Annotated in this window: 17 protein-coding genes, 1 tRNA gene and 1 riboswitch; of the genes, 4 read left to right on the forward strand and 14 right to left on the reverse strand. The window is 61.0% G+C overall.

Annotation, left to right across the window (positions count from 1 at the left end):
- Positions 1-22: 22 nt before the first annotated feature.
- The 5 genes from IH971_03115 to IH971_03135 form a co-directional block, all read right to left on the reverse strand.
- Positions 23-96: transfer RNA gene (locus IH971_03115), tRNA-Met, on the reverse strand.
- 743 nt (positions 97-839) lie between these two features.
- Positions 840-2,186 (reverse strand): T9SS type A sorting domain-containing protein, encoded by a 1,347-nt coding sequence (locus IH971_03120; protein ID MCH7496826.1) that lies wholly within the window; start codon positions 2,184-2,186, stop codon positions 840-842.
- A gap of 198 nt (positions 2,187-2,384) precedes the next feature.
- Positions 2,385-3,698 carry a ribosome biogenesis GTPase Der gene (der, locus tag IH971_03125; GenBank protein ID MCH7496827.1) on the reverse strand — a complete coding sequence of 438 codons (1,314 nt, stop codon included), beginning with the start codon at positions 3,696-3,698 and terminating at the stop codon, positions 2,385-2,387.
- Positions 3,691-4,986: a DUF512 domain-containing protein gene (locus IH971_03130; GenBank protein ID MCH7496828.1), complete on the reverse strand. Its 1,296-nt coding sequence runs from the start codon at positions 4,984-4,986 to the stop codon at positions 3,691-3,693. The genes der and IH971_03130 overlap by 8 nt, the downstream gene beginning before the upstream one ends.
- Positions 4,987-5,201: 215 nt before the next feature.
- On the reverse strand, positions 5,202-5,417 hold the full coding sequence (locus IH971_03135; GenBank protein MCH7496829.1) for a flagellar hook protein FlgE: 216 nt from the start codon (positions 5,415-5,417) through the stop codon (positions 5,202-5,204).
- Positions 5,418-5,644: 227 nt separating this feature from the next.
- Between IH971_03135 and IH971_03140 the strand changes: the two genes are divergently transcribed.
- Together IH971_03140 and IH971_03145 are read left to right on the forward strand one after the other, a co-directional pair.
- Positions 5,645-7,573 carry a S9 family peptidase gene (locus IH971_03140; protein ID MCH7496830.1) on the forward strand — a complete coding sequence of 643 codons (1,929 nt, stop codon included), beginning with the start codon at positions 5,645-5,647 and terminating at the stop codon, positions 7,571-7,573.
- A 10-nt stretch (positions 7,574-7,583) separates the two neighbouring features.
- Positions 7,584-7,805: a prolyl oligopeptidase family serine peptidase gene (locus IH971_03145; GenBank protein ID MCH7496831.1), complete on the forward strand. Its 222-nt coding sequence runs from the start codon at positions 7,584-7,586 to the stop codon at positions 7,803-7,805.
- Positions 7,806-7,849: 44 nt separating this feature from the next.
- Here IH971_03145 and IH971_03150 read toward each other — a convergent pair whose 3' ends face one another.
- The 6 genes from IH971_03150 to IH971_03175 all read right to left on the reverse strand — a co-directional run bounded on the left by IH971_03150 (position 7,850) and on the right by IH971_03175 (position 18,493).
- Positions 7,850-8,227: a VOC family protein gene (locus IH971_03150; GenBank protein MCH7496832.1), complete on the reverse strand. Its 378-nt coding sequence runs from the start codon at positions 8,225-8,227 to the stop codon at positions 7,850-7,852.
- Positions 8,228-8,249: 22 nt separating this feature from the next.
- Entirely contained in the window at positions 8,250-11,099 is a 2,850-nt protein-coding gene (locus IH971_03155) for a serine hydrolase (GenBank protein ID MCH7496833.1), read from the reverse strand.
- Positions 11,086-12,195, reverse strand: a complete 1,110-nt coding sequence (alr, locus tag IH971_03160) for an alanine racemase (GenBank protein MCH7496834.1) — start codon at positions 12,193-12,195, stop codon at positions 11,086-11,088. The genes IH971_03155 and alr overlap by 14 nt, the downstream gene beginning before the upstream one ends.
- Positions 12,176-13,159 (reverse strand): hypothetical protein, encoded by a 984-nt coding sequence (locus tag IH971_03165; GenBank protein ID MCH7496835.1) that lies wholly within the window; start codon positions 13,157-13,159, stop codon positions 12,176-12,178. The genes alr and IH971_03165 overlap by 20 nt, the downstream gene beginning before the upstream one ends.
- 25 nt (positions 13,160-13,184) lie before the next feature.
- Positions 13,185-15,893 (reverse strand): DNA polymerase I, encoded by a 2,709-nt coding sequence (gene polA / locus IH971_03170; GenBank protein MCH7496836.1) that lies wholly within the window; start codon positions 15,891-15,893, stop codon positions 13,185-13,187.
- A gap of 98 nt (positions 15,894-15,991) precedes the next feature.
- A complete protein-coding gene (locus IH971_03175) occupies positions 15,992-18,493 on the reverse strand; it encodes a TonB-dependent receptor plug domain-containing protein (GenBank protein MCH7496837.1) in 2,502 nt (833 codons plus the stop codon).
- A riboswitch (TPP riboswitch) is annotated at positions 18,478-18,581 on the reverse strand. It overlaps the preceding gene by 16 nt.
- Positions 18,582-18,750: 169 nt before the next feature.
- On the opposite strand from IH971_03175, the gene IH971_03180 reads away from it, so the two are divergent.
- The gene (locus IH971_03180; protein ID MCH7496838.1) at positions 18,751-20,688 is read left to right on the forward strand and encodes an oligopeptide transporter, OPT family; all 1,938 of its coding nucleotides are present in this window, start codon (positions 18,751-18,753) and stop codon (positions 20,686-20,688) included.
- 81 nt (positions 20,689-20,769) lie between these two features.
- The gene (gene add / locus IH971_03185) at positions 20,770-21,825 is read left to right on the forward strand and encodes an adenosine deaminase (GenBank protein ID MCH7496839.1); all 1,056 of its coding nucleotides are present in this window, start codon (positions 20,770-20,772) and stop codon (positions 21,823-21,825) included.
- Here add and IH971_03190 read toward each other — a convergent pair.
- The 3 genes from IH971_03190 to IH971_03200 are packed head-to-tail and all read right to left on the reverse strand — an operon-like array spanning position 21,815 to position 25,881.
- Entirely contained in the window at positions 21,815-24,205 is a 2,391-nt protein-coding gene (locus tag IH971_03190; protein ID MCH7496840.1) for a hypothetical protein, read from the reverse strand. The genes add and IH971_03190 overlap by 11 nt on opposite strands.
- Positions 24,184-24,669, reverse strand: a complete 486-nt coding sequence (locus tag IH971_03195; protein MCH7496841.1) for a 6,7-dimethyl-8-ribityllumazine synthase — start codon at positions 24,667-24,669, stop codon at positions 24,184-24,186. The genes IH971_03190 and IH971_03195 overlap by 22 nt, the downstream gene beginning before the upstream one ends.
- Before the next feature lie 12 nt (positions 24,670-24,681).
- On the reverse strand, positions 24,682-25,881 hold the full coding sequence (locus tag IH971_03200) for a bifunctional 3,4-dihydroxy-2-butanone-4-phosphate synthase/GTP cyclohydrolase II (GenBank protein ID MCH7496842.1): 1,200 nt from the start codon (positions 25,879-25,881) through the stop codon (positions 24,682-24,684).
- Position 25,882: the final 1 nt, after the last annotated feature.

A 25,882-nucleotide genomic window follows, 5' to 3' on the forward strand; every position in this document is an offset into this window, starting at 1 on the left:
GGAAAAGAGGGTTTCTCGAGAGTAGCGGGGGTAAGATTCGAACCTACGACCTTCGGGTTATGAGCCCGACGAGCTACCGGACTGCTCCACCCCGCATCGGGTGGGGCTCAATATTAAGCATCCTCGCCGCCTGAATCAATCGCGCCGAGGGAGATTTCGATCTCACGTCCGCCCAGCCCTCTCATCCTGCTAACGAAGGCAGCCACCTGGCCGCGAGGCAGTCGCACCCCTGCGTCGATCCTCCGACTTCCCATCCCAATTCCAGCCCCTTACCTTCACCCCCGCTCTTTGACATATCACCTCGCTTTGCCCCGCCAAAGGCGGCGGTCGGAACTTGTCCCGACCCATCGGGAGGCGGTGGTTCCACCCCGGCCCCCGCGCCCAGCCGTGAGGGGTCACGTTTGGGCCATCTTTGGGCCATCCTCTCCGTCGGTGACCGTAGACCCGGCCCAGGGGGGAGGGGGTCACCCCAAAAGCCTCTCACCCCGCACACCCCATGTCACCCTGAGCCTGAGACCCTTATCACCCTGAGGTCTGTCCTGGGCTCGCCCAAACGGCTATCGAAGGGTGAGTGTCCTAGCCCCGCCAACGGGGCTCGTTTTTGGGTCGCTACGGTATCGTTTTAGTATCACGTCGGTATCACCCCGCCCCTCGCTAGGAGTGATACCGGCAGGAGGGATCACACCTAAAGCCCCTTTCACCTGTGCCCCCGCGCTTGGCGCAGAATCCTCACTGCATCGGCCGCGCTATTGCAGGGCAGGGCGCGGGCAATGAAGCGGGCGCGTTGCTCCCGAAACGCCGTCTGCCGGGTCGGCCGAACGAGTGGGTCCAGGGCGGTACTAGCGCAGGACGGTAAACGCCCGGACGGATGACTTGAAGCCACCGCGGGTGAGCCGCATGAAGTAGATGCCTGCCGGCCAACGGTCCAGCGTAAAAGATGGCAGCGGCACGGTCACCTTCTGCCCCTCACCAAACCGGGCAATATCCAAGCGGTACAATTCCTGGCCCAAAAGATTGTAGAATGTAATGGTTTGCCCCCCTGCTGATGAGCCCGCTGCCAGGGTATATTCTATGGACAGCGCCGGCACTGCGCCCGGCCGGATGGGATTAGGATAGACATGATTAATCGCCAGCTGGACATCACTCAGTGCGGCCGAAATGAGGAGGCTGTCCTGCCCGCCGCCCACCACCAGGATGATCTCGGAGAATTGATCCAGCCCGCTCGCAAACCATTTTTGAAAGCCAATACTGTGCAGCGAAAAACCCTGGGCCTCGAGTGCCACCTGTGCCGCGTATTCGGGCGGGGCGGCCTCCACCTGTAGCTGCAGGCTGGTGGGGTGCTCCACCGCCAACGCCTGGATGGCTGTTACCCCCGGTGACAAACCGTCGAACGCCACGGTGATCTTTTCCAACACCTGCCGGTCAGCACCCTTTTCGGGGCGGGCGAGCACGGCCTGATCGGCATAAAAGTAGTGCTGCGAGCCACGGCCGTTAGCGAATAGCCGGGCCACGAAATCAATCCAGACGCCGGTTAGGCTGCGACCCGCAGGCAAAGCCCCTGCAATAGCGCCCTGACCACCTTGAGCTATAAAGGCAGCCCAGATCTCCCTCATGATCTCAATGCCAAAATTTTGAGTAAGGTAGTGACCAAAAATGGCGATGGAAGCGCCGCCGCCCCGCGAGGGGGAGGTAACCAGCGCTTGAGTGGGCCGGTTGCCGAAGTCGGGATACCAGAACGTCCAATCATTGAGTTCCGGGTAGGCAATATCTTCGAACCAGGTTGATGCTAGCTCGTACAGGAACAGGTCGTTGCTGCGCCAACCATAGGCCAGCTGCACGGCGTGAAAATACTCGTGTGCACTGGTTACGCGGGCGGCATTCAAACCGTGGGTGAAATAGTTTTCATCTGCAGCAAAATCATTATCCATGACGATGTAGGTCACGGCGGGTTCGCCAAAAGCGGGCGTGCCGAAAAATGTCTCGCCATAAACAGTGCCGCCATATTCCTGGAGGTAGACATCATAAATGCCGTCCCCGTCCGGCAGGGCAGGAACATAGCCTAGGTCCAGTAACAGGCGTCTGGACGAGTCCAGTGCGGCCGCCACACTCACGATCCAGTCGGGCACGCCGTCGGGACGGGTGGATGTCAGGTCGGGGCTGTTAGGGCCGGTGGTGTCGTAGTGCACCGCGAAGGTGCTGTCGGGAGTGATGTAAGTTGCATCAAGGTCAGGCGGTTGGGCTCGTGTGACAGCGAGGCGCTGTAGCCCTTCAAATTCTGGCCGACCCCATCCGCATTTGATCGGCTGACCATTGGCCCCCGCTGCCCCGAGCGTCAAGACTGTAGCTGCCGCAGCAACCAGGGCCCCGGAAATACCGACTCGCATCTACTTCCGGCGGAAGGAAAGCTTGATGGGCACTCCCGTGAAACCAAAGCGCTCCCGCAGGCGGTTTTCAAGATACCGGCGGTAGGGGATGGGAATCAGCCGGGGGTGGTTACAGAATAAGGCGAACAGCGGTGGCTCGCGGTGGACTTGGGTAGCGTACTTGATTTGGATGCGTTTGCCCCGGGTAGCGGGCGGGGACAGATTGCGGAGGGCATCCTCCAGAAACTGGTTGAGTGCAGAGGTGGCTATATTGCGCCGGGTTTCCTCGTACACCGCCAGCGCCAGCTGCAATACTTTCCAGACCCGCCGGTTCTGGAGTACCGACACAAACACCAAGGGCACCCAGGCCAGCGGCTTGAACACTGATCGCATGTCAGTGATCCACTGCCCCATGGTGGACGAGTCCCGCTGCACGGTGTCCCATTTGTTCACCGCCACAACCAGTCCCTTGCCCTGGTCCATCACCCTGCCCATGATCTGGCGGTCCTGACGATTGAATCCCCGCTCGGCATCGATCATCACGATGGCAACCTGGCATTCGTCAATGGACCGCAGGGTCCGAACGGTGCTGTAATATTCGATGTCGTCATCAATCTTTGCCCTGCGCCTGAGGCCGGCGGTATCAATCAGGCGCAGGCTATGCTTCATATAGTTCAGATAGGAATCGACTGAATCACGGGTCGTGCCGGGGACGGGCGTCACGATGGCCTTCTCTTCTTTCAGCACCGCATTGAGAAAGGAGGACTTGCCCACATTGGGTGCGCCAACGATGGCCAGACCAACGGCCCGCTGTGGCGCTGCCTCGTCGCTCCAGGTCCACCCCAGCTTGTCCAGCGCCGTATCCAGCATGTCCCCCACTCCCCGCCCGCTGGTGGCGCCGATGGCCACGGGGACGCCCATACCAAGCTCGTAAAAGCCGAGGACCTGTGGCTCGTGTGCGCGATCGTCGACCTTGTTGACCACCAGCAGCACCGGTTTACCCAGCCGCCTGAGACGCTCTGCGATGGCCTGATCATCCGGTGTAATCCCGGACTGACGGTCCACCAGAAAAATGACCAGGTCGGCCTCAGCTCCGGCCAGATCGGCCTGGTGGCGAATAATCACCTCCAGCGGCTCCGCTCCGTCCGCCAAATAGCCCCCGGTATCAATGAGCTGAAAAGCGTGCCCGTTCCACTCGACAGAGCCGTAGAGGCGATCCCGTGTCACGCCGGCCGTTTCATCCACAATGGCCTGCCTCCGGCCAATGAGCCGGTTAAAGAGTGTCGACTTGCCCACGTTCGGCCGGCCCATAATAGCAAGGGTGGGTTTAGCCATCCGCCAGCCCATTGACGATGTCGAGAAAACTGTCATTGGCGACCCGAAACGGCACGCCCAGCCGCTGGCTGATCTGCGGCAGTGTCATGTCGTCCAGCGTCAGCTCGCCGGCATCGTTCAGTATGCGCTGGGTCGTGTAGACGCCGTCGCCCAGGTCTCGTCCCTCGAGCCGGGCGATGAAGTCGCGCCCCGACAGCAGCCCAGCCACCGTCACCGGAGCGCCAAATAAAGTGTTGGGGATCACCTGCAACTCCACGCGCAGATTGCCAATGGTATCCAGGCCCGGCAATATGTATTCCTTGAAGAGGTTGGCGGCCAAAACTCCGGTAGCGAGCGAAATTCGGGTGGGGCTCGGCAAAGCCCGGGGAAATTGAGGCTGCTCGGCCACAAAGCGGTCCAGGAAGGCCCGCACCTGTCCGACGCCGTTCGCCTCCATGGCCAGCCCCTCATAATAGCTGGCCGACGGCACCGCCTGGTTGGCCAGGATGTACCACTCATCGCTTAGCAACAGCCAGCGCCCGCCGCCGGTAAGCCGGTATTGGCGGTCCAATTCGGAGTAGGTAGCGATAAACTCACGGGCATAAGCAGCAGTAACAGTGGGAATTTTCTGCAGCCCGGCGCGGTGGGCAGTGAGACCCACGGGCACAACGGCCAGGGAACGGAGGCCGGGAATCAGGGGCAGCAGGTCGTCCAGGGTCCGGCGGAGCTGCTCGCCGTCGTTTAGGCCGGGGCAGAGCACAATTTGGCCATGCAGTTCGATCCCCTGCGCGGTGAGATAGGACAGCTTGTCCAGGAGTTTGTCGTCCTTGCCATAAAGCAGCAGCTCCCGCCGAAGCTCGGGATCGGTGGCATGGATAGAGACGTACAGGGGCGAGAGGCGCTGTTCCACAATGCGCTGCAGCTCCTTGGTGCCCATGTTGGTCAGGGTGATATAGTGCCCGTAGAGGAAACTGAGACGATAGTCGCCATCACGGAAATAGAGCCCCGCCCTGAGGCCCGCCGGGTTCTGATCCACAAAACAGAAAACGCAGTCGTTGGCGCAGCTGCGGATGGCAAAATCTTCAAAGGTCACACCCAGGTCGGTGTCCTCCTCTTTGTCAACCGCTACCACCTGCCTGCTACCATCGATCTCCAGCTCCAATTCCGGCGAGGTAACGGCAATGCGGTACTGGTAGTCCAAATGGTCCTGCACTTTCCGCTGGTTGATCTTCAGCAGGCGGTCGCCAGGCTTGAGGCCCAGGTAGGCGCCCAGACCATCAGGATCCACCGATTTGATGCGTATGCTCAAGCTGCAATTATCCTCTCTGCCCGTGGGCCTGGCGCCGGGTCCTACCCTGGGATCCACCGGCCCCTAGCGGGTTCATGGGCAGGAAGTTACTCCCGCCGGTCAATTATTGGCAGCTCTGCCGTGATCGTCTGTAAGGAGTCACCGCAAGCCCCGGGCAAAGGCATGAGCGCTGTGTGCGCGCACCCTGGGCGGGCGGGAATGACCGGGAACCGGTCCTAGGCAAACAGGTCGAGGAGCGTGCCCAGCGTTTCGTCGGCCGCGCGGGCGACCGCGGCGCTGGCCTCAAAGCTCCGCTGCGAAGTAATCAACTCCACCGCGTTCCGGACCGGATCGCTGTCACCGACCAGCTGGGCAATCTGCGCACCCGTACGTTCCAGTTGATCCAGGGCCGCTTTCATGCCGATAAAGGCGATGTCAAGAGATGGACTCATGGTTTCTCCCGGTTTTGATGTTCGACCAGATACGCTCTATATCGGCCGAAACACGATTTGCTTGACCCACTGGGGTGAGCTGATGTGACCGGGGTCACAGGCGCACCAGTTACGGCAGCGAGTTATGCTTTGCCTGCCCGACATGGGACTCACCTGCTCTTGGCGCATACCCCAACTCATCGTACCTTCGGCCCGATTATTCTTTCGTCACCATGAGGGCGCCCCGCATGAAACTGATCACGCTCACCCTACTCTTCACGGCTCTCCTGGGCCAGTCCAGCGATGGGCTGCTTACGCTGGAGGACATTTTCCTGCACAAGTCTTACTCCCCGCCGCCCTACAAAGTTGATCAGTGGATAGCTGACGGCGCGGCCTTCCTGCGCACCCAAGAATCGGACGAAGGCGAGGTGCTGCTTCGGCATGATGTTGCCACCGGCAAGGAGACCATCGTCCCGGTGGGGGCGTGGCTCAAAAGTGTTCCGGAGGGTGCACCCGCAAGCTGGGGCACTGTCCAGTTTTCGCCGGATGAACGCTGGGCACTCACCGCCGCTGACCAGCGCAAAATCTGGCGAAGGTCTTGGGAGGCAACCTATTACCTCACGATCCGTGAGTCGGGAACTACCCACCGCCTCGCCGCAGGGAACCAACCCCAATCCAATACCCAGTTTTCGCCCGACAGCCGCAAGGTCGCCTATGTCATGGGTGGCGACCTGTATGTCCATGACTTGAACAAGGACCGCACGCGCCGCCTCACCCGTGACGGCAGTGAGGCCCTGATCAACGGACAGGCCGACTGGCTTTACGAGGAGGAATTCTCACTCACGCGGGCGTTTGAGTGGTCGCCGGACAGTCGCCAGATCGCCTTCCTGCGCTTCGAGCAGGGACACGTGCGCAGCTACGTCCTCAAGGACGACCAAGGGCAGTACCCCCGACTGACCACCATTCGCTATCCCAAGGTGGGCGAAGCGAATAGCCGGGTGCGGCTAGGCGTGATAAGCGTGCAACGGGGCAAGCCGCGTTGGCTGGACCTGGGCCCCGAGGAGGACATTTATGTCCCCCGGCTGACCTGGACCGGCCGGGATGGCGAGGTGGCGTTTATTCGTCTTGACCGGGCTCAACAGCGGTTGGAGCTGGTGCTGGCCGACGTAGGCGCTGGCAAATCTCGCGTAGCCGCCACCCAGTGGGACAGTGCCTGGGTGGACCTGACTGATGATCTGCACTTCATTGACGGTGGCAGCCGCTTCGTTTGGACCACCGAAACCACCGGCTTCCGGCACATCGAATTGCGCGCGACCGGGGGGGCGCTGGTCCGCACCCTCACGTCCGGTGCTTGGGAGGTGACCGAGATTCTCGCCGTGGATGAAGCGGGCGGGGGGGTCTATTTCACCGGCAAGCGTGAGAGCCCCGCGGAGCAGCACGTCTACCGGGTGGGGCTGGATGGCGGCGGGATTGAGCGGCTTTCAGACCCGGGGGGCTGGACCAAGTTCTCCTTCGCGCCCGGCTTCGGCCACTACGTGCAGTGGCGTTCCGCGATCGACACGCCCATCCGCGTGAGCCTGCACGCCGCTTCCGGTGAGGAGGTGCGGGTCCTCAGGGACCATACCCACATGGCGCCGCCCATGGCAAATTTGCCCGGTTGGGAATTCTTTCGGCTCACCACCCGTGACGATGCGGAGCTCCAGGCCAAAATACTGTGGCCCGGCGATTTTCGGCCCAACAGGACCTACCCCACCCTGATATATACCTACGGCGGTCCCGGCTCCCAGACGGTAATGGACCGCTGGCGCGATTCCCCTGATCGGGACTTGTGGCATCGCTACCTGGCCCAGCGGGGCTACGTAATTCTAACCGTTGACAACCGGGGTACGGGTGGTCGGGGCAAGGCCTTCAAGAACCTGGCCTATGGCGATCTGGGAAAGTGGTCCCTCCATGACCAGATCGAGGCGGCCAAATGGGTGGGCCGGCAAAGCTGGGGCGACTCCGAGCGAGTGGGTATCTGGGGCTGGTCCGGCGGCGGCTATCTCACCGCCCTCTGCCTCACGGCTGGCGCGGAGCACTTCAAAATGGGCATCGCGGTGGCCCCGGTCACCGATTTCCGGCTCTACGACACCGCCTGGACCGAGCGCTATATGGGCTTATTGCCCCGCAACATATGATGCGGCGGATGTGCTTAGCCACGTGGATGGCTATCGGGGAGGCCTGCTGTTGGTTCACGGTACTGGCGACGATAACGTTCACCCCCAGCACAGCTGGCAGTTCATCCAGCGGTTGACAGATCGAAACATGCCCTTCGACCTGATGATGTACCCCAACCAGGCCCATGCCCTGCCCGATGTTCGCTACCACCTTTACAGCAAGATGGCGGCCTTTGTGCAGGCCAATCTGTAGAGGGCGGCAGGCTAGGCTCCTGCCCGGCAAAGGGCAGTGGCGAGTTACAAGCCCCCACCCGGCACCTCGCTGAGCTCAATCTCGTAGCCGCTGGGATCGGTGATATAGACCGACCTCGATGGGCCCCAGTCCACGGTGCCATACGGCATGGAGACACCCAGAGTACGGCAGGCCTCCACCACCGCATCGAAGTTCTCAACGTGGAAACCGTAATGGTTGATCCCGGCGCCAATGTCAAGGTTGGGGTCCTCATACAGACACAGCTTGATGCTGTCATTGCCGATGATCTGGGAAGCCTGGTCCGGCTGGTCCTTGATCACCTCAAAGCCGAACAGTTGCTCGAAAAACGAGACGCTCTCAGCCAGGTTTTTCACCGTCAGATTGACGTGATCGATGGCGGTAGCCTTGAGAGTTGCAGGCATCTTGTCCTCCTTATCCAGACCGTCAGGTCTTGGCGCCTCCCCCGTCCACAATTTTTACCACGGCGTTGTGAAACTGCTGCCGTAGCGCCCTGATGCCGCCCCCTGCCCGGCTGGGATAGACCCGGTTGGTGAACAGCACCACCACCAGTTCACGGTCCGGGTCAATCCAGATGGAAGTGCCGGTGAAGCCGGTGTGGCCGAATGCCGCTGGCGAGAACGCGTCGCCCGCATGCGCGCTGGATGAGGCCATCTGCCAGGCCAGTGCCCGGCCTGAGCCTTTGGGCATGCCCTGCGGCCGCACAAAAGCATCCACCGTTTCCTCCCGCACCAGCCGCCGGCCCGAAATGACTCCGCCGTCAAAGTAGAGCGCGGCCAGTTTGGCCAGCTGATTGGCTGATGAAAATACGCCGGCGTGGGCCGAAACACCCCCCATGAAATAGGTGTTCTCATCATGCACGGTCCCACGTACCACTGCCTTGCGAATCTCACCGTCATACTCCGTGGGCACGATGCGTTCCATCCAGTCTGCCGGTGGATTATAGCCGGTGAAGGCCAGCTTCAGGGGGGTAAAAACCCACTGCCGTGCCAGCCGGTCCATGCTCTGCCCCGTCACCTGCTCCGCAATGGTGGTGAAGAGGATCATGCCCAGGTCGCTGTACTGATATTTGCTGCCGGGCTCGAAGTCGAGTTCCGTCTCCTGGATCAAGTCGACCACTTGCTCGGGCTTGATGCCCAGTTTCCAAAATTGCAGCAACGGTTTGAGGCCGGACGAGTGGGTGAGCAGATGACGAATTGTGACCCGTTCCCTGCCGCCCCCCTTGAAACCAGGGAGGTAGTGCCAGACCGGTTCATCCAGGACCAGGTAGCGCCCGTCCACCAGTTCCATAGCCACGGTACCACCCACCAGCACCTTGGTGACACTGGCCAGATCATAAATGGAGGACGTGGTCACCGCGGGCGCGTCCGGCTCGTAGGTGAAGCGTCCGAAAGCCGTATCGGCCAGCACTTGCCCGCGCTGGGCAATGAAGACTTGCGCGCCGGGGACCACACTGTCCGCAATGGCATTGGCAAGCACGGTAAAAGCCGGGCCGAAATCGGGTCGGGTGGGCGACTCACCGAAGGCGTTGACCCTGGCATGACGCACCAGCCCATGACCGCGAGGGTGCTGGTCATCCAGGGTTACGGGGAGTTTGCCGGATATGTCCGTGCGGCCAAAGATGGCGTCCGCCATGGCCCGCAGACTGACGGCCCCATAGCCATAACCGCACAGGTAGGTGGGGATCACTTTCAGGGAGGGCAGGTAGGGGCTGCCAAAACTGACGACGGTAAAGGGGATGCCAGCCTTGTTCAGGGCAACCAGCAGCTGCTGATGGGAGGCATCAATGGTGCTGACGCCCTTGTCCATACTGATACGCACCAGGGCCGTCACGAGGGTGGCCTTGGAGGACCTGGCCGCCTGCACCAGCTCTTTGATGCGCGTGCTGGAGAGCCCGTCGTTCACGACAAAGGATTTAACGCGTCCGGCGCCATAGGTGCTTTCCACGTTGCGCGAAAAGGGGAGCAGGCGCTCCCTGAGGTCGTCATCCATGGAAATGAGAATGTGGGTGAGGGACTGCCCCCGGCCGGGTCTGAGCGGTATCAGGCCGGCATCGTCTTTCACGAGAGTGATGGACTTCCTGGCGATGTCGCGGGCTGCGGACCGGAATTCGGCCAGCCCCACCTGCCGTTGGATACTCTCGCGGGTGAGCATGCGACGCTCCTCATACAGCCCCAGGTCGGCCTTCATTTTCAGCACCCGCCGGACAGATGTTTCGATGCGCTCTCGGCTGATGCGCCCCGATTCAACCGCCCGCACGATGGCGTCAACGGTCTGGTCTACGTACAGCGGCAACAGCACCATGTCGTTGCCCGCCTCAATGGAGAGAACGGCCGCTTCGCCCGACCAATTGCCCGCCGTAATGGCGCCCATCTCCATGCCGTCGGTCACGATGAGGCCGTCGAAGCCGAACTCGCCGCGCAAGAGCTGCTCAATGATGATTTCCGACTGCGTTGCCGGCCGGTTGCTGGCGTCCAGACCGGGCACGGCAATGTGGCCCACCATGACCATCTTGACGCCCGCGGCGGTGGCAGCCTTGAACGGGGCGAGTTCGGTCTTGATCAGGGCATCCCTGCTCCCTGGAATCAGCGCCAGGCTGGTGTGGCTGTCGGTGGCGGTGTTGCCGTGGCCCGGATAGTGCTTGGCACAGGCCACCAGGCCATGCTCCTGCGCCCCACGTATGAAGGCCGTTCCCATGCGCTCTACTATCGCCGGGCTATCGCTGTACGCACGGAAATTGATGATGGGGTTGTCAGGATTGTTATTCACATCCATGACCGGCGCGAAGACGATGTGCACGCCCATGGCCCTGGCTTCGAGGGCAGTGATGCGTCCCTGCTGGTAGGCGTTATCCTCATCGAACGTGGCAGCCACGGCCATATTGGATGGAAACATGGTGGCGCCTTCGATCTGTTGACCCACGCCCCGCTCGAAATCAGCCGCTACCAGCAGGGGAATCGGCGCCAGGCGCTGAAAGCGCTGGAGGTTGGTGAAGGTACCGTCCACACTTCCGCGATAGGTGATCAGGCCGCCCACCTGGTCCTCGGCGACCCAGCGCTCTACGTCGCGACGATAACTGTTATCGGCGCTATAGTAGTACCCTTCCACCCGCACCATGATCAGCTGGGCCACCTGCTGGCGCAGGCTGAGACTGGCCACTTGCACAGGCTTTCGATGCCAAACGGCGGGCTCCGGCGCTTGTCTGGGACCGGTGGCACAGGCACCCGCCAGCAGAGCAATCAAGATGAGAACAACCCACGACTTAATCTTCAACATAATGACGCTCCACTCGGGATCCAACCCGCACCATAAGTTCATATGGGATCGTCCCGGCCAGCCGGGCCTGATGTTCAAGTCTCAGGCGCGGGTCCTGGCTGAGGCCCCACAGCAAAGCCTCTTCGCCAATGGGATACTCCTCGCCGCGCAGGTCGATACTGCAGAGGTCCATGGACAGGCCGCCAATCATGGGATAGACAGCGTGGCCCAATTCCACCAGACCCGTGTCAGAAAAACTGCCCTGGATGCCATCCGCATAGCCAATCTGCAAAATGCCCGCTGTGGTATCCTCCTCCGCGCGGAAGCGGCGATTGTAGCCCACTGGTGTTCCCCTGGGAACCCCCTTGATCATGACCAGCGGCGCCTTCAAGTCCATCACCGGCTGCACCTCAAAAGGTGGCCGCACGTATTCCGAGGGGCGCACACCGTACAGCAGGATGCCCGGGCGCACCATGTTAAATATGGCTTTGGGCTCGCGGGCCAAGGCAGCACTGTTGGCTACATGAAAATACTTCACGTCGAGGGACAGCTTGCGGACGGTATGGACAAATTCGGTGAAGCGGGCAAGCTGATAGCGCAGGTAGCTCAAATCCTCCTCATCGGCGGTGGCGAAATGAGAATAGATACCCTCCAGCCGGATGAACGGCAGCTTCTTCACCTCCTGCAGCACCTCAATGGCAGCTGCATAGGGGACCCCCAACCGGGTCATGCCCGTATCCACCTTAAGGTGCACAACGTAGTCGGCGCCCGTGCTATCGTGGTGGGCGGCCAAGGTCAAAACATCATCGCTGCCGTGCAGAGTCAGGCGGATATCCTGTTGAATATACTTGTCCAGCGTGGGGCGGTCGAACCGGCCCATGTGCAGAATCATCTGGCTCAGGCCAGCCGCCCGCAGGTCGAGCGCTTCCTGGAGCAGGGCTACGCCAAAGCCATGCACGCCGGCCTCGGCCAACGCCCTGGAAACTGGCAGCAGCCCGTGCCCATAGCCATCGGCTTTCACGATGGCCAACACCTTCGCATTGCCTACGTGGTTGGTAAGCGCGCGGAAGTTGGACCTCAGCCGGCCCAAGTGGATATCAGCCCGAGGTGCGAACAAGTCGCTCACTCCAATTGTGCTTCAGGGCAGCCAGATCCACCTCTACCTCATGGAGCCGGCAGGCCATGAGTCCGGCCCCGAATACGGGGTCAATCTCGGGGGCCCGCCACTCGATTGCGGGCACGTCGTAGCACAAGGATTCCGCGAGCAGCCGCCGAAACAGGGGGCTGTTCTCAATGACGGCCCCATGCATGCCAATTACCATGCTGTCCTGGCGCAGTCCGGCCTCCTCGATCATGCCCAGCAGGTCGTCAGCCAAACTGCGCGTCCCCTCCTGGACCATGGCCAGCGCAGCTTCGTTGCCCTCCTCGGCCAGGACGCAGACGGTTTTCCCCAGAAGGGCTGTGGCGGCCACCATATTCTCGGCAGCGCCCATCAATCGAGCCGCCTCGTCAAAGCTGTCCGCCCCGCTGGCGGCCGTAATGCGGTCGCGGAGCTCATCCAGTTGCTCGTCAGACGCGCGCTCATTCATAATCAGCTGCACCATGGCCTGCTTGCCTAGCCAGTAGCCACCACCGGGATCGCCGCCCAACTGCGGGCCACGTCCGCTGGCGCGGAAGGTCTGGCCGGCGCTGTCGCGGGCCCACCCTATGGCCCCGGTGCCTACGCAAACCAGCACGCCCGGCGCCGTACCCCACACCGTTTCGTAGGCCGCCTCCACATCCGATGTCACCAGCGACCGGTCGGATACGCCCAAGGCGTCCAACTCCTTGAGCAGGCGCTCCCTGGCATCCTGGTTGGATACCCCCGCCACGCCCACATTGACCAGGTCAACCCCCTCGATGCCCAGGCCGCTCTGGTCCGCTAGTTCGGCGACAAACAAGCCCAATAGCTGCTCTGCATCGGCGTCCGCGCGACTGAGCGAAGTGGCTTCGGTTTCCCGGTGCACGCTCACCGCGCCCCCCTCGGTAAACAAAACCCCCCTTGTGCGGGAGGCGCCGCCGTCGATGCTGAGGATGACCACTGGCTAGACCACCGCCCCGGCCGATCTAATGCGCTTCATACCAGCTGGGTCCAAAACCCCAGTCAACCTTCAGCGGCACGTCCAGCGTCATGGCCGACTCCATCTCTGGCACCACCATGTCCCGCAGGCGTTGCACCTCGTCATCGGGGGTCTCGAAAAGCAATTCATCATGAATCTGAAGGATCATCTTTGACCCGAAATTTTCCGCGCTCAGCCGCTTCTGTATCTGAATCATGGCGAGCTTGATCAGCTCTGCGGCGGTGCCCTGGATAGGCATGTTCACGGCAATCCGTTCATCAGCGCTGCGCAGTCGCTGGTTACCCGACTTGATATAGGGCAGCTTCCGTCGGCGGCCAAGGATGGTCTTGACATACCCGTCTGAGCGCGCCTGTTCCAGCAAATCATCGATGAACTTACGAATGCCGGGATAGGTGTTGAAGTACCGGTCGATGAGCTCCCGGCCCTCCTGTATCGTGATGTCCAGCTCCTGGGACATGCGAAAGGGACCCGCACCGTATAGAATGCCAAAGTTCACCACCTTGGCGGTGCGGCGCTGTTCGGGCGTTATCTCCTCGGCGGGTGTCTGAAACACCATGGCAGCGGTCTGGGCATGAATATCCATCCCCGCGCGAAAGGCCTCCAGCAGGGTCGCTTCGCCGGCCATGTGCGCCATGATGCGCAGCTCGATCTGGGAATAGTCCGCCGAGAATATGCCCCAGCCGGATTCCTGGGCGCGGAAGGCCCGCCGGATTTCCCTGCCCAGCTCGGTGCGAATAGGGATGTTCTGAAAGTTAGGGTCCCGGCTGGAAAGCCTGCCGGTGGCGGCGGTGGTCTGGCTGAAGGAGCTGTGTACGCGGCCGGTGCCCGACAGTACCAGGGCTGGAAAGGCGTCCACATAGGTCGACTTGAGCTTCTTCACCTGCCGGTAATCCAGTATCAGCTTGGGCAGCGGGTGCTGGTCCTTCAGCATTTCCAGAACGGTGACATCCGTGCTACGCTTGCGCACTTCCTTCAGGGCCAACTCGTCAAACAGCACCACGGCCAACTGCTGGGGCGAGTTGATGTTGAAGGTGGCATCGGCTGCAGCGTAGATTTCCTGTTCCAGTCCCGCGATACTCTCCGCCAACTCCCCGGACATGCGCTCCAGCAGGGGCAGGTCCAGAAAGACGCCGCTGCGCTCCATTTCCACGAGCACCGGTATAAGGGGTATTTCAATGCTCCCGATTGTGTCGCTGAGACCATCGCGCTCCAACTGCGCCTGCAGGAGTGGGTACAGGAGCCCGGCCACATCGGCGTCTTCCGTGGCATAGTGGGCGATCTGCGCCAGAGGCACGTCAGCCATGGAGCGCTGCTCTTTGCCCCGCTTACCGATGAGCTCCTCGATGGGCACCATGGGGTAGTTGAGGTAGCGCTCGCTCAAAACATCCAATTTATAGGTGGGGGCTTCCGGGTCCACCAGGTGGGCGGCTATCATGGTGTCAAACACAATACCCCGTAGCGCGACATCGTAGCGGGTCATCACCAGTGCGTCGTATTTGATATTCTGGCCAAGTATGGGCCGCTCGGGGTCCTCAAGCAGCGGTTTCAGCCGCTCCAACAGGTAGGGCAGTTCCAGGCCCGGTTGCTGCTCCCGTTCAGGGTATTGAACGGGTACATACCAGCCGTGGTGCGGCCGCGTGGAGAACGACAGCCCCACAATGTCCGCCTCAAGGGGCGTTATGGAGGTGGTCTCCAGATCAAATGAAAGCCATTCCGCCGCTGATAGCTCCTTGAGCATGGCGTCCAGCTCTGCTTCCGTCATGACGATCTCATAATCTTTTTCGGGCATCTCCACTTCTGGTGGCGCCTCTTGACCGGCCAGTGCCAGCAGATCGGCAATCATGGCCCTGATCTCCAGCTCCTTCAAGGCCTCGGCGGCGGCGGAGAAGTCCATCACCTGCACCGACATTTCATCCAGCCCGATCTCCAGTGGCACATCGCAGTCGATGGTCACCAGCTCCTTGGAGAGCAGCGCCAGCTCGCGACCGCTTTCGAGCCCATCACGGGCACGCTTGTTGGCCACCTCACCGGCGTGACTCAGCACATTTTCCAGAGAGCCGTACTTAGCAAGGAGCTTCCGGGCCGTCTTCTCCCCTACCCCCGGTACGCCGGGGACGTTGTCGGAACTGTCGCCCATCAGTCCCAGCAGATCAATCATCCTTTCCGGGGGCACGCCCCAACGCTCCTCGACCTTCGCCCGATCGTAGATGGAGGCAGGCATTCTGGCACGGCCGGGCATGTAGACAAAGGTGTCATCGGAGACCAGTTGCAGCATATCCTTGTCACCGGTCACCAGGTAGGTCTGCCAGCCCTTGCCCTCCGCCCGGGTGGCCAGGGTGCCCATGATGTCGTCGGCCTCGTAGCCGGGCATTCTCAGCACCGGTACTTTCAGGGCCGCCAGAACCTGGTCGAGCGGCTCGATTTGGGAGACCAGCTCCTCGGGCATCTTCTCCCGGGTGGCCTTGTATTCGGTGTAAATCTTGTGACGGAAGGTTTTTTCACGCGCATCGAAGGTAATCGCCAGATGGTTGGGCGACTCCTCCCTCAGCAGGCGAACCAGGGTGGCCATAAACCCGAAGATGCCTGAAGTGACCTGCCCGGTGGAGGTGATAAGGGGATTGCGGATCATGGCAAAGTGGGCCCGGTAGAACAGGGCCGTGCCATCAAGGACAAACAGACGCTGGGGATCAGCCATCGCTGGGAGCCATGTTAGTGACAATCGTCCGGCGCGACAAGTCCGCAGTCGCCCCGCTCAAGACGCGGTCGGGCCGCCTGCCGCGGGTGGTTTAACCGTTACAGTCGCAGTGCCAGCTCGACGAAATAGCTGCGCGTGGCCGCCGGCCAGTAGACGTCCACCCGGTACGGGCCATCATCCCAATCCCAGTAGTTGTACCCGAACGTTTCGTACAGCGCATCCAGGGCGTTGGTGACCTTAAAGCTGAGGGTCGCCGCTGATGGCCGCAAGCCGAGCAACCTGGCGGGCCGCAGCACCAGCCCAATATTGAGCACCCGCGAGGGATCGATGGCCGCTTCCGCCGTATTCTGCCGGTCGATGAAAATCCTGCCCGTAAAGCGGGCCTCGCCCCACAGTTCCAGCCAATCGACCGTCCAATTCAGCCGCAGGCGGCCCATACTCTGGGGATGGCCCGGAATTTGGTTGCCCCCGTGGTTCACCGAGGAGTCAACCTGCCACTCGAAGGTGGTGTAGTCCACAAACCGGTTGTCGGCCACGGTCAGGGAACCGTCAAGGGCCAGCTGGTCCGTGAGCTGTTGGGAAAACTCAACCTCCAGCCCGCGGTGCACGGTGAGGTCGGCGTTACCATGTTTCAGGACGCCGTCATCGGTGATGGTGCGATAGCTGAGGGGGATGAGCTCGTTCTGGAACCACATGTTGTATAGGCCGGTGGTCACCCGCAACCCGGGGGAGCGATACGTCCAGCCCAGCTCCAGGTCCCACAGCTCTTCGGCCTGGACCAGGGGTGTATCCAGGTCTTTACGGACCGCGGGCGCCCCGTCCAGGGCCGGCACCGCCCAGGGATCGTCGGCATCATAGATGTCGCTGTCAGCCGGTTCCCGTTGGGCCCGGGCCAGATTTACGTAGACGGCTGTGCGCCTGCCGGTTACAACATGGAGTCCAGCCTTGGGAGCGATAAACGTGTAGGCCAATTCGTATTGATAGGGCTGCGTATAGGCCCCTATTTCTTCCTGATCAAACTGATAGCGGTGCCTCGTGATGCCTAGATCGGCCACCGCCGACAGGCTCGCCCCCAGCCGGAATACGGAGTGAACATATACCGACCCGCTGGTCTTGGCCGTCGCGTAGCGGTAGTATTCTACCGGCCCGGAAAAATCATGCCCGTCGTCCACCGGTCGCACCTCCCCGAAGTGAGTTGCCCCATAGCTGCGAAAACTGCCGCCCACCACCAGCGTGCCCCACGACCTGCGCAGGGTAGTCTGCGGGATCACCCCCCAATAGCCGTTGACCAGCCACTTCCGACGCATGAGATCGACACTCTGGACGGTGTCCGGTAGCACATGCTTGAGATTATACTCCCACACATCGCGCCCCCCTTTGAACTGATCGTAAAAGCCGCGCCCCGACACTCCGTATAGGGTCACCGAGAACAGGCCCTGATCGCGCTTCACGGCGTGCTGTAGCGACAGGATGTTCTGCCTGAAAACATCCCGGTTGGCATCCTTGCTGCCCCCATTGTATTCCGGATCCGAGTAAAAATTGTAGCGGCGGGATTCACGGTCATCCAGGTCAAAATCAAATTGGGGACTGATGCCATCCCAAGAGAAGTGGGTCACTTCGGAACCGGAGATCAATTCCAGTTTGGTGCTTGAAAGGGGTCGGAGGCGCTCGGCAATGAGGTGCCCCGCGTCCTGCCGGGTGCCACTGCCCAGGCGATAGCCTGCGCTGTGGATACCGCTGTAGCGCCCATAGAGCGTGAGTGCCTGCCCCGCCAGCGGCTGCCCCGACCACTGCACCGCCAGCTTACGGCTGGGGGAGACAAAGCCCCGGTCGGTAAAGTCTCCGTAGCCCGCCTTCATGGTTAGCCCCGGCGGGAGCGCCCGGGGGCTGGTCATCAGATTCACCGAGCCCCCCAATGAGGTTGTACCATACAGCGAATTCCCAATCCCCCGCTGTATCTGCACTTCGCCACTGCCGGCCAGAATGTCCCCGTGGTCCACCCAGTACACCTGGTGGCTTTCGGGGTCGTTGAGGGGGATGCCGTTGATCATCACGCCAATGCGGTCCTGATCGAAGCCACGAATTTTCAAATAGGTGTAGCCGACACCGTTGCCGGCGTCGGAGAAGGCATACACACCGGGGACGCCGCTCAGGGCCATGGGCACGTCATCTACGCCGGCTGAGGCGAAGTCGCGCTGGCCCAGCGTCGTAAAGGCTATGGGGCTCTGGCCCGCTTCGGCTCGCGTGGCCGTTACGAACACCGGCTCCCCCAGCAGCAATCTGGCGTTCAGGGCCAGTTGCAGCGGCTCAGGGGCCGCCACGGTCTGCTGAGTCACCGGCACATCTAGAGGCTCATAGGCGATATGCGTCAGGCGCAGCACCTGGCCCGGTTCCACCGCCAAACGGAACCACCCCTCCGGGTCGCTGATGGTGCCCACGTCGGTGCCCACGATGACCACGTTGACCCTTGCTATGCCCAGCTGGGTGTCCCTATCGGTGATGCGGGCATGAACGCGCGAGCCCGCGCTGAGTTGCGCGGGTGCCAAGACAAGGAAAAGCGCCGAGACAATGATCCGACGCCAGATAGGATTCGATTGCATGCTTCCCTCCGCTGGTATTATCCAGTTCAGGTTCAATGGGTGTCTTCTCAGCCGCCCGCATTTTGGAGCAGCACCCCACAGGCCCACAAGTTAATGACCCCAAGGCGTTTACACCATGTAATTGCACCGCTGCCGGCTTCACCGGCCAGTGGCCAAAGCCCGCCCTCTGGCAGGCCAGCGGGACGGGGCGCAAAGAGATTGTCACCCTCTTACCCTCGTGCTTACCTTTACGGCCAACTTATTTTAGAGGTTGCTTGATGAAACCCCTTCCGGAAATCACGCTTAAAGCCGTTATTCTGGGGATCGTCCTGTCGATCATCCTGGCCGGCGCCAACGCCTACCTGGGGCTATTTGCCGGCCTCACTGTGTCGGCTTCCATCCCTGCCGCGGTGATTTCCATGGGCATACTGCGCCTCTTCAGGACCTCCAACATACTGGAGAATAACATCGTTCAAACGGCCGCCTCAGCGGGCGAATCTCTCGCCGCCGGGGTCATTTTTACCATCCCCGCGCTCATTCTGATGGGCTACTGGACAGAATTCAGTTTCGCCGATCACTACTGGATCATCACCGGCATCGCCGCCACAGGGGGACTGGTGGGTGTGCTGTTTACCATTCCCCTGCGCCGCGCCCTCATCGTGGAGGAAAATCTTCAATACCCGGAAGGCGTCGCCACCGCCGAGGTGCTGAAGTCGGGCGAGTCCGGTGCCAAGGGGTTGAACTTTCTGATCCAGGCCGCCGTTGTGGGCGCCGTCTTCAAGTTTTGCGCTGAGGGTCTGGCCCTCTGGTCCGCCAAACTGTCGGCTGCCGCGGCCATTGGGCGCTCGTACTTCTCGTTCCAGATTAATCTGTCGCCGGCGCTCATCTCAGTGGGCTACATCGTAGGGCTCAATATCGCCACCCTCGTCTTTGCCGGCGGCGTTATGGGCCGGTGGCTGGCCCTGCCCATCATGGGACCCGGCCATGAGATCCCCCCTGACGTAATCTTCGACAGTGCCAACGATGCGGTTATCTATCTGCACAACAACGTTGTGAGATTTCTGGGCGTGGGCGCCATGATCGTTGGCGGCCTGTGGGCCCTGATCAATCTGCGCCACTCCGTGGTTCGGGGTATCAAAGCCAGCATGGAAGTATACCGTGAGTCGCGCCGGCCGGGCGAATCCAAGGTGGAGCGCACCGAAATGGATACACCCCTGCCCTGGGTGTTGGTCGCACTGGTGGTCGCATTAGTGCCCATTTTTGCCATCTACCTCACCGTCGTTCATAACGTCCTCATCACCGCATTAATGGCTGTGTTTATGTTGCTCGCGGGCTTTGTCTTTTCTGCCGTTGCGGCCTACATGGCCGGCCTGGTGGGATCATCCAACAACCCTATATCCGGCGTCACCATCGCCACGATCCTGTCATCGGCGCTCCTGCTTTACATTCTCAAGGTCTACGGAAATGTGGACGTGGGGCCGGCAGCGGCCATCTTCATTGGGGCGGTAGTGGCCTGCGCGGCGGCCATCGGTGGTGACAATCTGCAGGACCTGAAGGCCGGCTACATCGTAGGCGCCACGCCTTGGAAGCAGCAGGTCATGCAGGCCGTGGGGACGATCTCCGCCGCATTTGTGATGATGCCTATTCTGTGGCTGTTGCACAAGCGTTACGGCATCGGCATGCAGGTCACGCCAGGCGTTGATCCCCTGGAGGCTCCCCAGGCTTCCCTCATGGCCAGTATCGCCAACGGGGTATTTAACCAGGACCTCCCCTGGAACTACATCTTTATGGGTGGGATTATCGCCGCCGCCATCATCGTTCTGGACAAGATTCTGGAAGGCAGGCAATCCCCGTTCCGCACGCCGGTGCTGGCCGTGGCCATAGGGCTTTATCTGCCCTTCCATCTGGTGGTGCCCATCTTCATCGGCGGCGTCATCGCCTATCTCACCAGCAAGTCCTGGTCACTCCACTCGGACAAAGTCAACCAGCCGGGTCTGCTCTATGCCTCAGGGCTCATCACGGGGGAGGCCTTGGTGGGCATTTTCCTGGCCTTACCGCTCATGATCAAGGAATTCAGCCCCTGGAAAAGCATACCCACTGAATACGCCCTGTTTGCAACGCCCCCCTTTGGGCCCTGGCCCGGCGTCATACTGCTGGCGGTTGTCATCTACCTGCTCTACAATGTGGCCCAGCGAAACCGCAGCGATGGGGACTAGAGCTCCTCACGGGCAGGCGCTCCAGGCCGCGGCGCTCATTGCATGCAGTCCGCCTGGCGGCGTACGTAACGTAGCGGGCGCATGGAACTAGACCTGGACTTTTTCCGCCGCCTGCCCAAGGCGGAGCTGCATTGCCACCTGGACGGCTCGCTACGCCCGGAGACCATTTTCGACCTGGCAGCTCAGCAAAAAATTGAACTGCCCAGCAAGAATGTGGACGACCTCCGTGCCCTGATCTCCATCCACGGTCGCGTGGCATCGCTGGAGCACTACATCGACCGCTTCGAGATACCTCTGCAGGTTCTACAGACGCCGGAGGCCCTTGAGCGGGCCGCCTATGAACTCTGCGAAGACGTCTGGCAGGACGGCGTGCGCTATTTTGAAGTGCGCTACTCGCCCATTCTCCATACGCGGGCAGGCATGACCAGCGGAGAATCCATCGAGGCCGTGAAGCGCGGCATGGACCGGGCGGAGGAGGATCTGGGTATCCGCACCGGGATTATCATCTGCGGCATCCGCAATATATCGCCGGAAGTGTCGCTCCGGCTTGCGGACCTGGCCGTCCAGTACAAGCATAAGGGAGTGGTGGGGTTTGACCTAGCTGGCGCCGAAGAGAATTTCCCCGCCAAGCACCACCAGGAGGCATTCTTCCTGATCCTGAGAAACAATATCAACACCACCTTGCACGCCGGCGAAGCCTTCGGCCCGGAAAGCATCCATCAAGCCATTCACTACTGCGGCGCCCACCGCATAGGCCACGGGACGCGACTCCTGGAAGACCAGGATCTCATGAACTACGTCAATGACCATCGCATCGCCCTGGAGGTATGCCTGCTCAGCAATGTCCACACCAAAACGGTCCGCAGCCTGAAGGAGCACCCCTTCAAATTCTACTATGACCAGGGCATCCGCGTCACGCTCAACACCGACAACCGCCTCGTATCCAACACCACCCTGTCCCAGGAATACCTCACCGCCAAGGAAACCTTCGGCCTGACGCTTGACGACTTCCGCGAGATTATCATCAACGGGTTCAAGTCCTCGTTTATGAGTCATCAGGAACGGCGGGAAATGATTCGCGCGGTCGTTGAGGAACTGGAAGCGGAATTCGGCATCAAGCCGCTGGCTATCTCCTGATCACCGCCACCTTGCCCACGCCCGCTCCGCCCGTCTCCCGGAAGGCCGCTATCAGATAGACGCCGGAGCCGACCCACTCACCGGAGCTGTCGCGCCCATCCCACCTGGCCTGATAGGATTGGACGCCGTCTTCATTCGCGGACAGCTCCCGCACCAACCGTCCGGTAAGCGTGAATATTTTCACCTGCGAACCCTGGCGCAACCCGGCGACCACCAGCTCCAGGCCGGGTTTTTCGGGAGGAATCCTGTAGGGACTGGGATAGATCACCAGCTCGCTGTAATCAGCCACCGTCCGCTTGAAAGGAATTTTCAGGGCCGCCAGCCCTTTGGATGTTGCCAGGTAGGCTATCCCCTCCTCGTCATCCAGAAAGATGTCCAGAATTTCGTCGGATGGCAGAGGACTGTTTCCAGTATTGAAACCATCCACACTGGGCCAGAAAGTGGTGTTGTCCAGGATGACCCATAGACCGTGCTGCGGCGTCGTTATCCATTTGTTGTTCTGGGTATCCACGCGGATTTTTGACCCTTCCACAAAGGGTATCTCGCTCAGGTAGGGCCCGAAATTCGTAAAGGGTCGCAGCACCAGGTTGGCGTCAACCGTATAGCCCATGACACCATTGGGCGTGACGGTCCACAGGACCTGGTTGTGATCAAATACCAGCGACCAAACGGTGTTGGAATGATCAGCCTGCAGGCGCGCCGATACGCGGGTCCATACATCGTCGGAGCGGTCATCCAGCGATGGGCCGTAATCCAGCACCGCTATGCCGCCCGTACTGCCCCAGAAGCTGTTGACTTCGCTGGCCATCCACACCCTGCCACCAGCATCGAATGCGATCTCCGTGGGCGCCAGATTCAGGTTGCCCCGGCTGTCGGTCACGGAAAAATGGCTCCAGCTGCCATCCGTCTTTAGCACGGCGATCACTCTTTCCCCCAGCGGCGAAAAGGGATTCGCGATCCAGATGTTGCCCTGGGCATCGGCTGCCATGTGGCGCACGGTGATAAACACGAACCCATTGCCTGCATCCAGCAGGCCGTCCAGCCGCCCCCCAGTGGTGTCGTAGGTTTCGTAGCTGGCCACAGCACGCAGGTCGACCTTCAAAATGCCGCCAGCGGTGTGGGGGTTGCCTTTGAAACCGACCAGAATTTCACCGCTGGGCAGCTCAAGGATGTTCCAGGACTGTTTACCCCGAAAGTAAATGGTATCTGCAAGGAAGTAGCGGCTTTCGACGACCTGGGCGTTTCCGTGGATGCGGTCATCCTCCGGGCCTGAGAAAAATAGGAACCCGGGCATCAGATTGTACCACGAGGTGCCGTTGAACCGGGTGATGCCCCGCGACCCGGCGGCAACCAGATCTCCTGAAGCCAGCTTGAGAACGGCTGAGTAACCCTTGCCCGCCATGGTATTGGGGGCCAGCGGGGTCCAGCTCCTGGAAGGGTGGTGGTAGCGCGCCAGGCCCTGATCCTTGATGGCCACGTAGCCGATATCGTCATCCTCGCCATCTGCGTAGCTCAAAACGGCGCCAGCCGCCGTGTTGGAGGCAAAGAGGCGTCCGGTGGAAGTGAGAAAGCGCAAATGCCGTGAGTACGATATGACAAAATCACCGTTTTCCCGGCGCATCAGGTGACGCAGATCACCCCCGCCGTAGGTGCGATGAACGACCCAGCCACTCGTGTCCCTGCGGTGCAGCTCGTTGGGAACCATATAGTAATGACCGCTCGAGTCCACATGGTACTGGACGATTCTGTTCTCTCCGGAGGGCGTCATCCGTTCCCACGACAGTGGGTCCTTAAGGTTTGCGCGTAGGAAATTGCTCCCCAGTACGCCCGTCGCGGTCGTCACAAAGAGGGAATCGCCCCATACGTCCAGGTCCCGAATGTCAGTGACCGTAAAGGGAAAATTGCGGTAGTTGTCGGTATAGCTGTAGCGCTGGCCATCCCAGCGCAGTTCCAGTATTCCCCCGTCCTGTCCCTGCCGGAAGGTGGCAAAGGCACGCTCGCCCAAGGCTACGATGTGGTCAATAACCTCGAGATTAAGGTCCACAAAGTGGACTTCACCGGTGAGGAGGCTCATTATCTGGATCAGTCCCCTGGGCTTCGCGCCGCCAAGCCATAACCACTCACCGGAGATTGTCAGGGTGCTCAGATCCGTGTAGCGCAGGCCCTGGTCAACACCCAGCTCAAAAAATTCGTCTGCCTGCACATCATAGACCAGCACACCCCCGCCGGTGGCCATATACACCCGCCCCTCATGGTAGACCAATGCCTGGGGACTAATCGTGGAGGTGAAGAGCCGCCAGTCGCCTATCCGGCTTTGGCCAAAACCCATTTGCAGAGGCAGGCCGGTCAGCGCGATGATTAAGAGGAACCGGCTGGCCAAGCGAGTTTGGCGTTGAGACTGATCAGCTCAATGAGGCTTTCCATGGCCTCCCCGCCCTTGTTGCCAGTCTGGGGGTCTGCGCGCTCAAGGGCCTGCTCCACACTCAATGTGGTCAGCACGCCGAAACTCAGCGGCACAGGTACATCAATGGAAACTTGCAGGAGGGCGCGCGTCACCTGGTGAGCCAGCACTTCAAAATGGAGCGTGTCCCCCTTGATGATTGCGCCCAAGGTCAGCAAGCCGGCATAGTGGCCGGAAGCGCCCAAACGCCGGGCAGTGGCCGGCAGCTCAAACGACCCCGGCACCCACACCTTGGTGAGCTTGTCCGGGTGCCCGCCATGCCCCAGGTAGGCCGCCTCGGCCCCGGCCAGCAGCTGCTCCGTCACCTTGCGGTTGAAGCGGCTCACCACGATGGCGATCTGCTGATCTTGCAGGGCAACCTCTCCGGCAATGGATGCAGCCATTCCCACCGGCGCCTATTGAAGAATCAGATGCCCCAGTTTGTCCCGCTTCGTGGCCAGGTAGCCGGCGTTGCGGGCGTTAGCTGGCACTTCTATGGCTTCCCTGGAGACCAGCTCCAGGCCATAGCCATCAAGTCCAACAATTTTGCGGGGATTATTGGTAAGCAGCCGGAGCTTTTGCACCCCCAAGTCCTTCAGAATTTGGGCACCAATGCCATATTCACGCAGATCGGGCTTGAAACCGAGACGCTCATTGGCCTCCACCGTGTCCAGCCCTTCCTCCTGCAGCTTGTAGGCTTCCAACTTCTTCTTGAGTCCAATCCCACGCCCTTCCTGGCGCAGATAGACAATCACCCCCCGGCCTTCAGCATTGATGCGTGCCATGGCCTGATCCAGCTGCTGACCGCAATCGCAGCGCAAGGACCCGAAAATATCGCCGGTCAGGCATTGGCTGTGAACCCGGACCAGGACCGGCTCGTCCCCACCCAGATCACCTTTGACCAGCGCCAGGTGGGTGTCTTGATGGATGGTGTCCTGGTAGACAAACAGTTCAAAATCGCCGGCCTGCGTGGGAAACTGGAGGGTTGTCAGGCGCTCCACCAGCTGCTCCGTGGACCTGCGATAGGCAATAATCTCGGCCACACTGACCATCTTGAGTCCATGCCGCTCAGCGATCGCGCTCAACCGTTCGCCCCGGGCCATGGTACCGTCCTCATCCACGATCTCCACCAGCAGGGCAGCAGCCTGCTGCGCACCCGCCAGCCGAGCCAGGTCGAGACCGGCTTCGGTATGGCCGGCCCGCTGGAGCACCCCGCCCGGTTTCGCGATCAGGGGGAACAGGTGGCCGGGCCGGGCCAGATCGCTCGAGGTAGTCTGCGGATCGAGAATGACCTGCAGCGTCTGCCAGCGGTCCTGGGCCGAGATGCCAGTGGTGGTGTTTTCGACCGCGTCCACGCTCACCGTAAAGGCCGTCTCATGCAGTGCGGTGTTGCGCTGCACCATGGGATCGAGACCCAGCCGCCGCGCCCGCTCCAGAGATATGGGCACGCATATCAGCCCCCGCCCTTCTCGCATCATGAAATTGATATTCTCCGGGCTGGCCTTTTCGGCCAGAATGACGAAGTCTCCCTCGTTCTCACGATCCCGGTCATCGGTCACGATGACCATTTTCCCCGCACCGAAATCAGTCAGGGCCTGCTCAACGGCGGCAAACATG

This window comes from Candidatus Neomarinimicrobiota bacterium, from assembly GCA_022560655.1.
Lineage (GTDB): Bacteria > Fidelibacterota > Marinisomatia > SCGC-AAA003-L08 > TS1B11 > JADFSS01.

What these genes read in the sequence shown, in the direction of transcription:
- der (MCH7496827.1), bottom strand. Translation starts at nt 3,698, where the DNA reads ATGGCTAAACCCACCCTTGCTATTATGGGCCGGCCGAACGTGGGCAAG.
- IH971_03135 (MCH7496829.1), bottom strand. Translation starts at nt 5,417, where the DNA reads ATGAGTCCATCTCTTGACATCGCCTTTATCGGCATGAAAGCGGCCCTG.
- IH971_03140 (MCH7496830.1), top strand. Translation starts at nt 5,645, where the DNA reads ATGAAACTGATCACGCTCACCCTACTCTTCACGGCTCTCCTGGGCCAG.
- IH971_03150 (MCH7496832.1), bottom strand. Translation starts at nt 8,227, where the DNA reads ATGCCTGCAACTCTCAAGGCTACCGCCATCGATCACGTCAATCTGACG.
- IH971_03155 (MCH7496833.1), bottom strand. Translation starts at nt 11,099, where the DNA reads ATGTTGAAGATTAAGTCGTGGGTTGTTCTCATCTTGATTGCTCTGCTG.
- polA (MCH7496836.1), bottom strand. Translation starts at nt 15,893, where the DNA reads ATGGCTGATCCCCAGCGTCTGTTTGTCCTTGATGGCACGGCCCTGTTC.
- IH971_03175 (MCH7496837.1), bottom strand. Translation starts at nt 18,493, where the DNA reads ATGCAATCGAATCCTATCTGGCGTCGGATCATTGTCTCGGCGCTTTTC.
- IH971_03180 (MCH7496838.1), top strand. Translation starts at nt 18,751, where the DNA reads ATGAAACCCCTTCCGGAAATCACGCTTAAAGCCGTTATTCTGGGGATC.
- add (MCH7496839.1), top strand. Translation starts at nt 20,770, where the DNA reads ATGGAACTAGACCTGGACTTTTTCCGCCGCCTGCCCAAGGCGGAGCTG.
- IH971_03195 (MCH7496841.1), bottom strand. Translation starts at nt 24,669, where the DNA reads ATGGCTGCATCCATTGCCGGAGAGGTTGCCCTGCAAGATCAGCAGATC.
- IH971_03200 (MCH7496842.1), bottom strand. Translation starts at nt 25,881, where the DNA reads ATGTTTGCCGCCGTTGAGCAGGCCCTGACTGATTTCGGTGCGGGGAAA.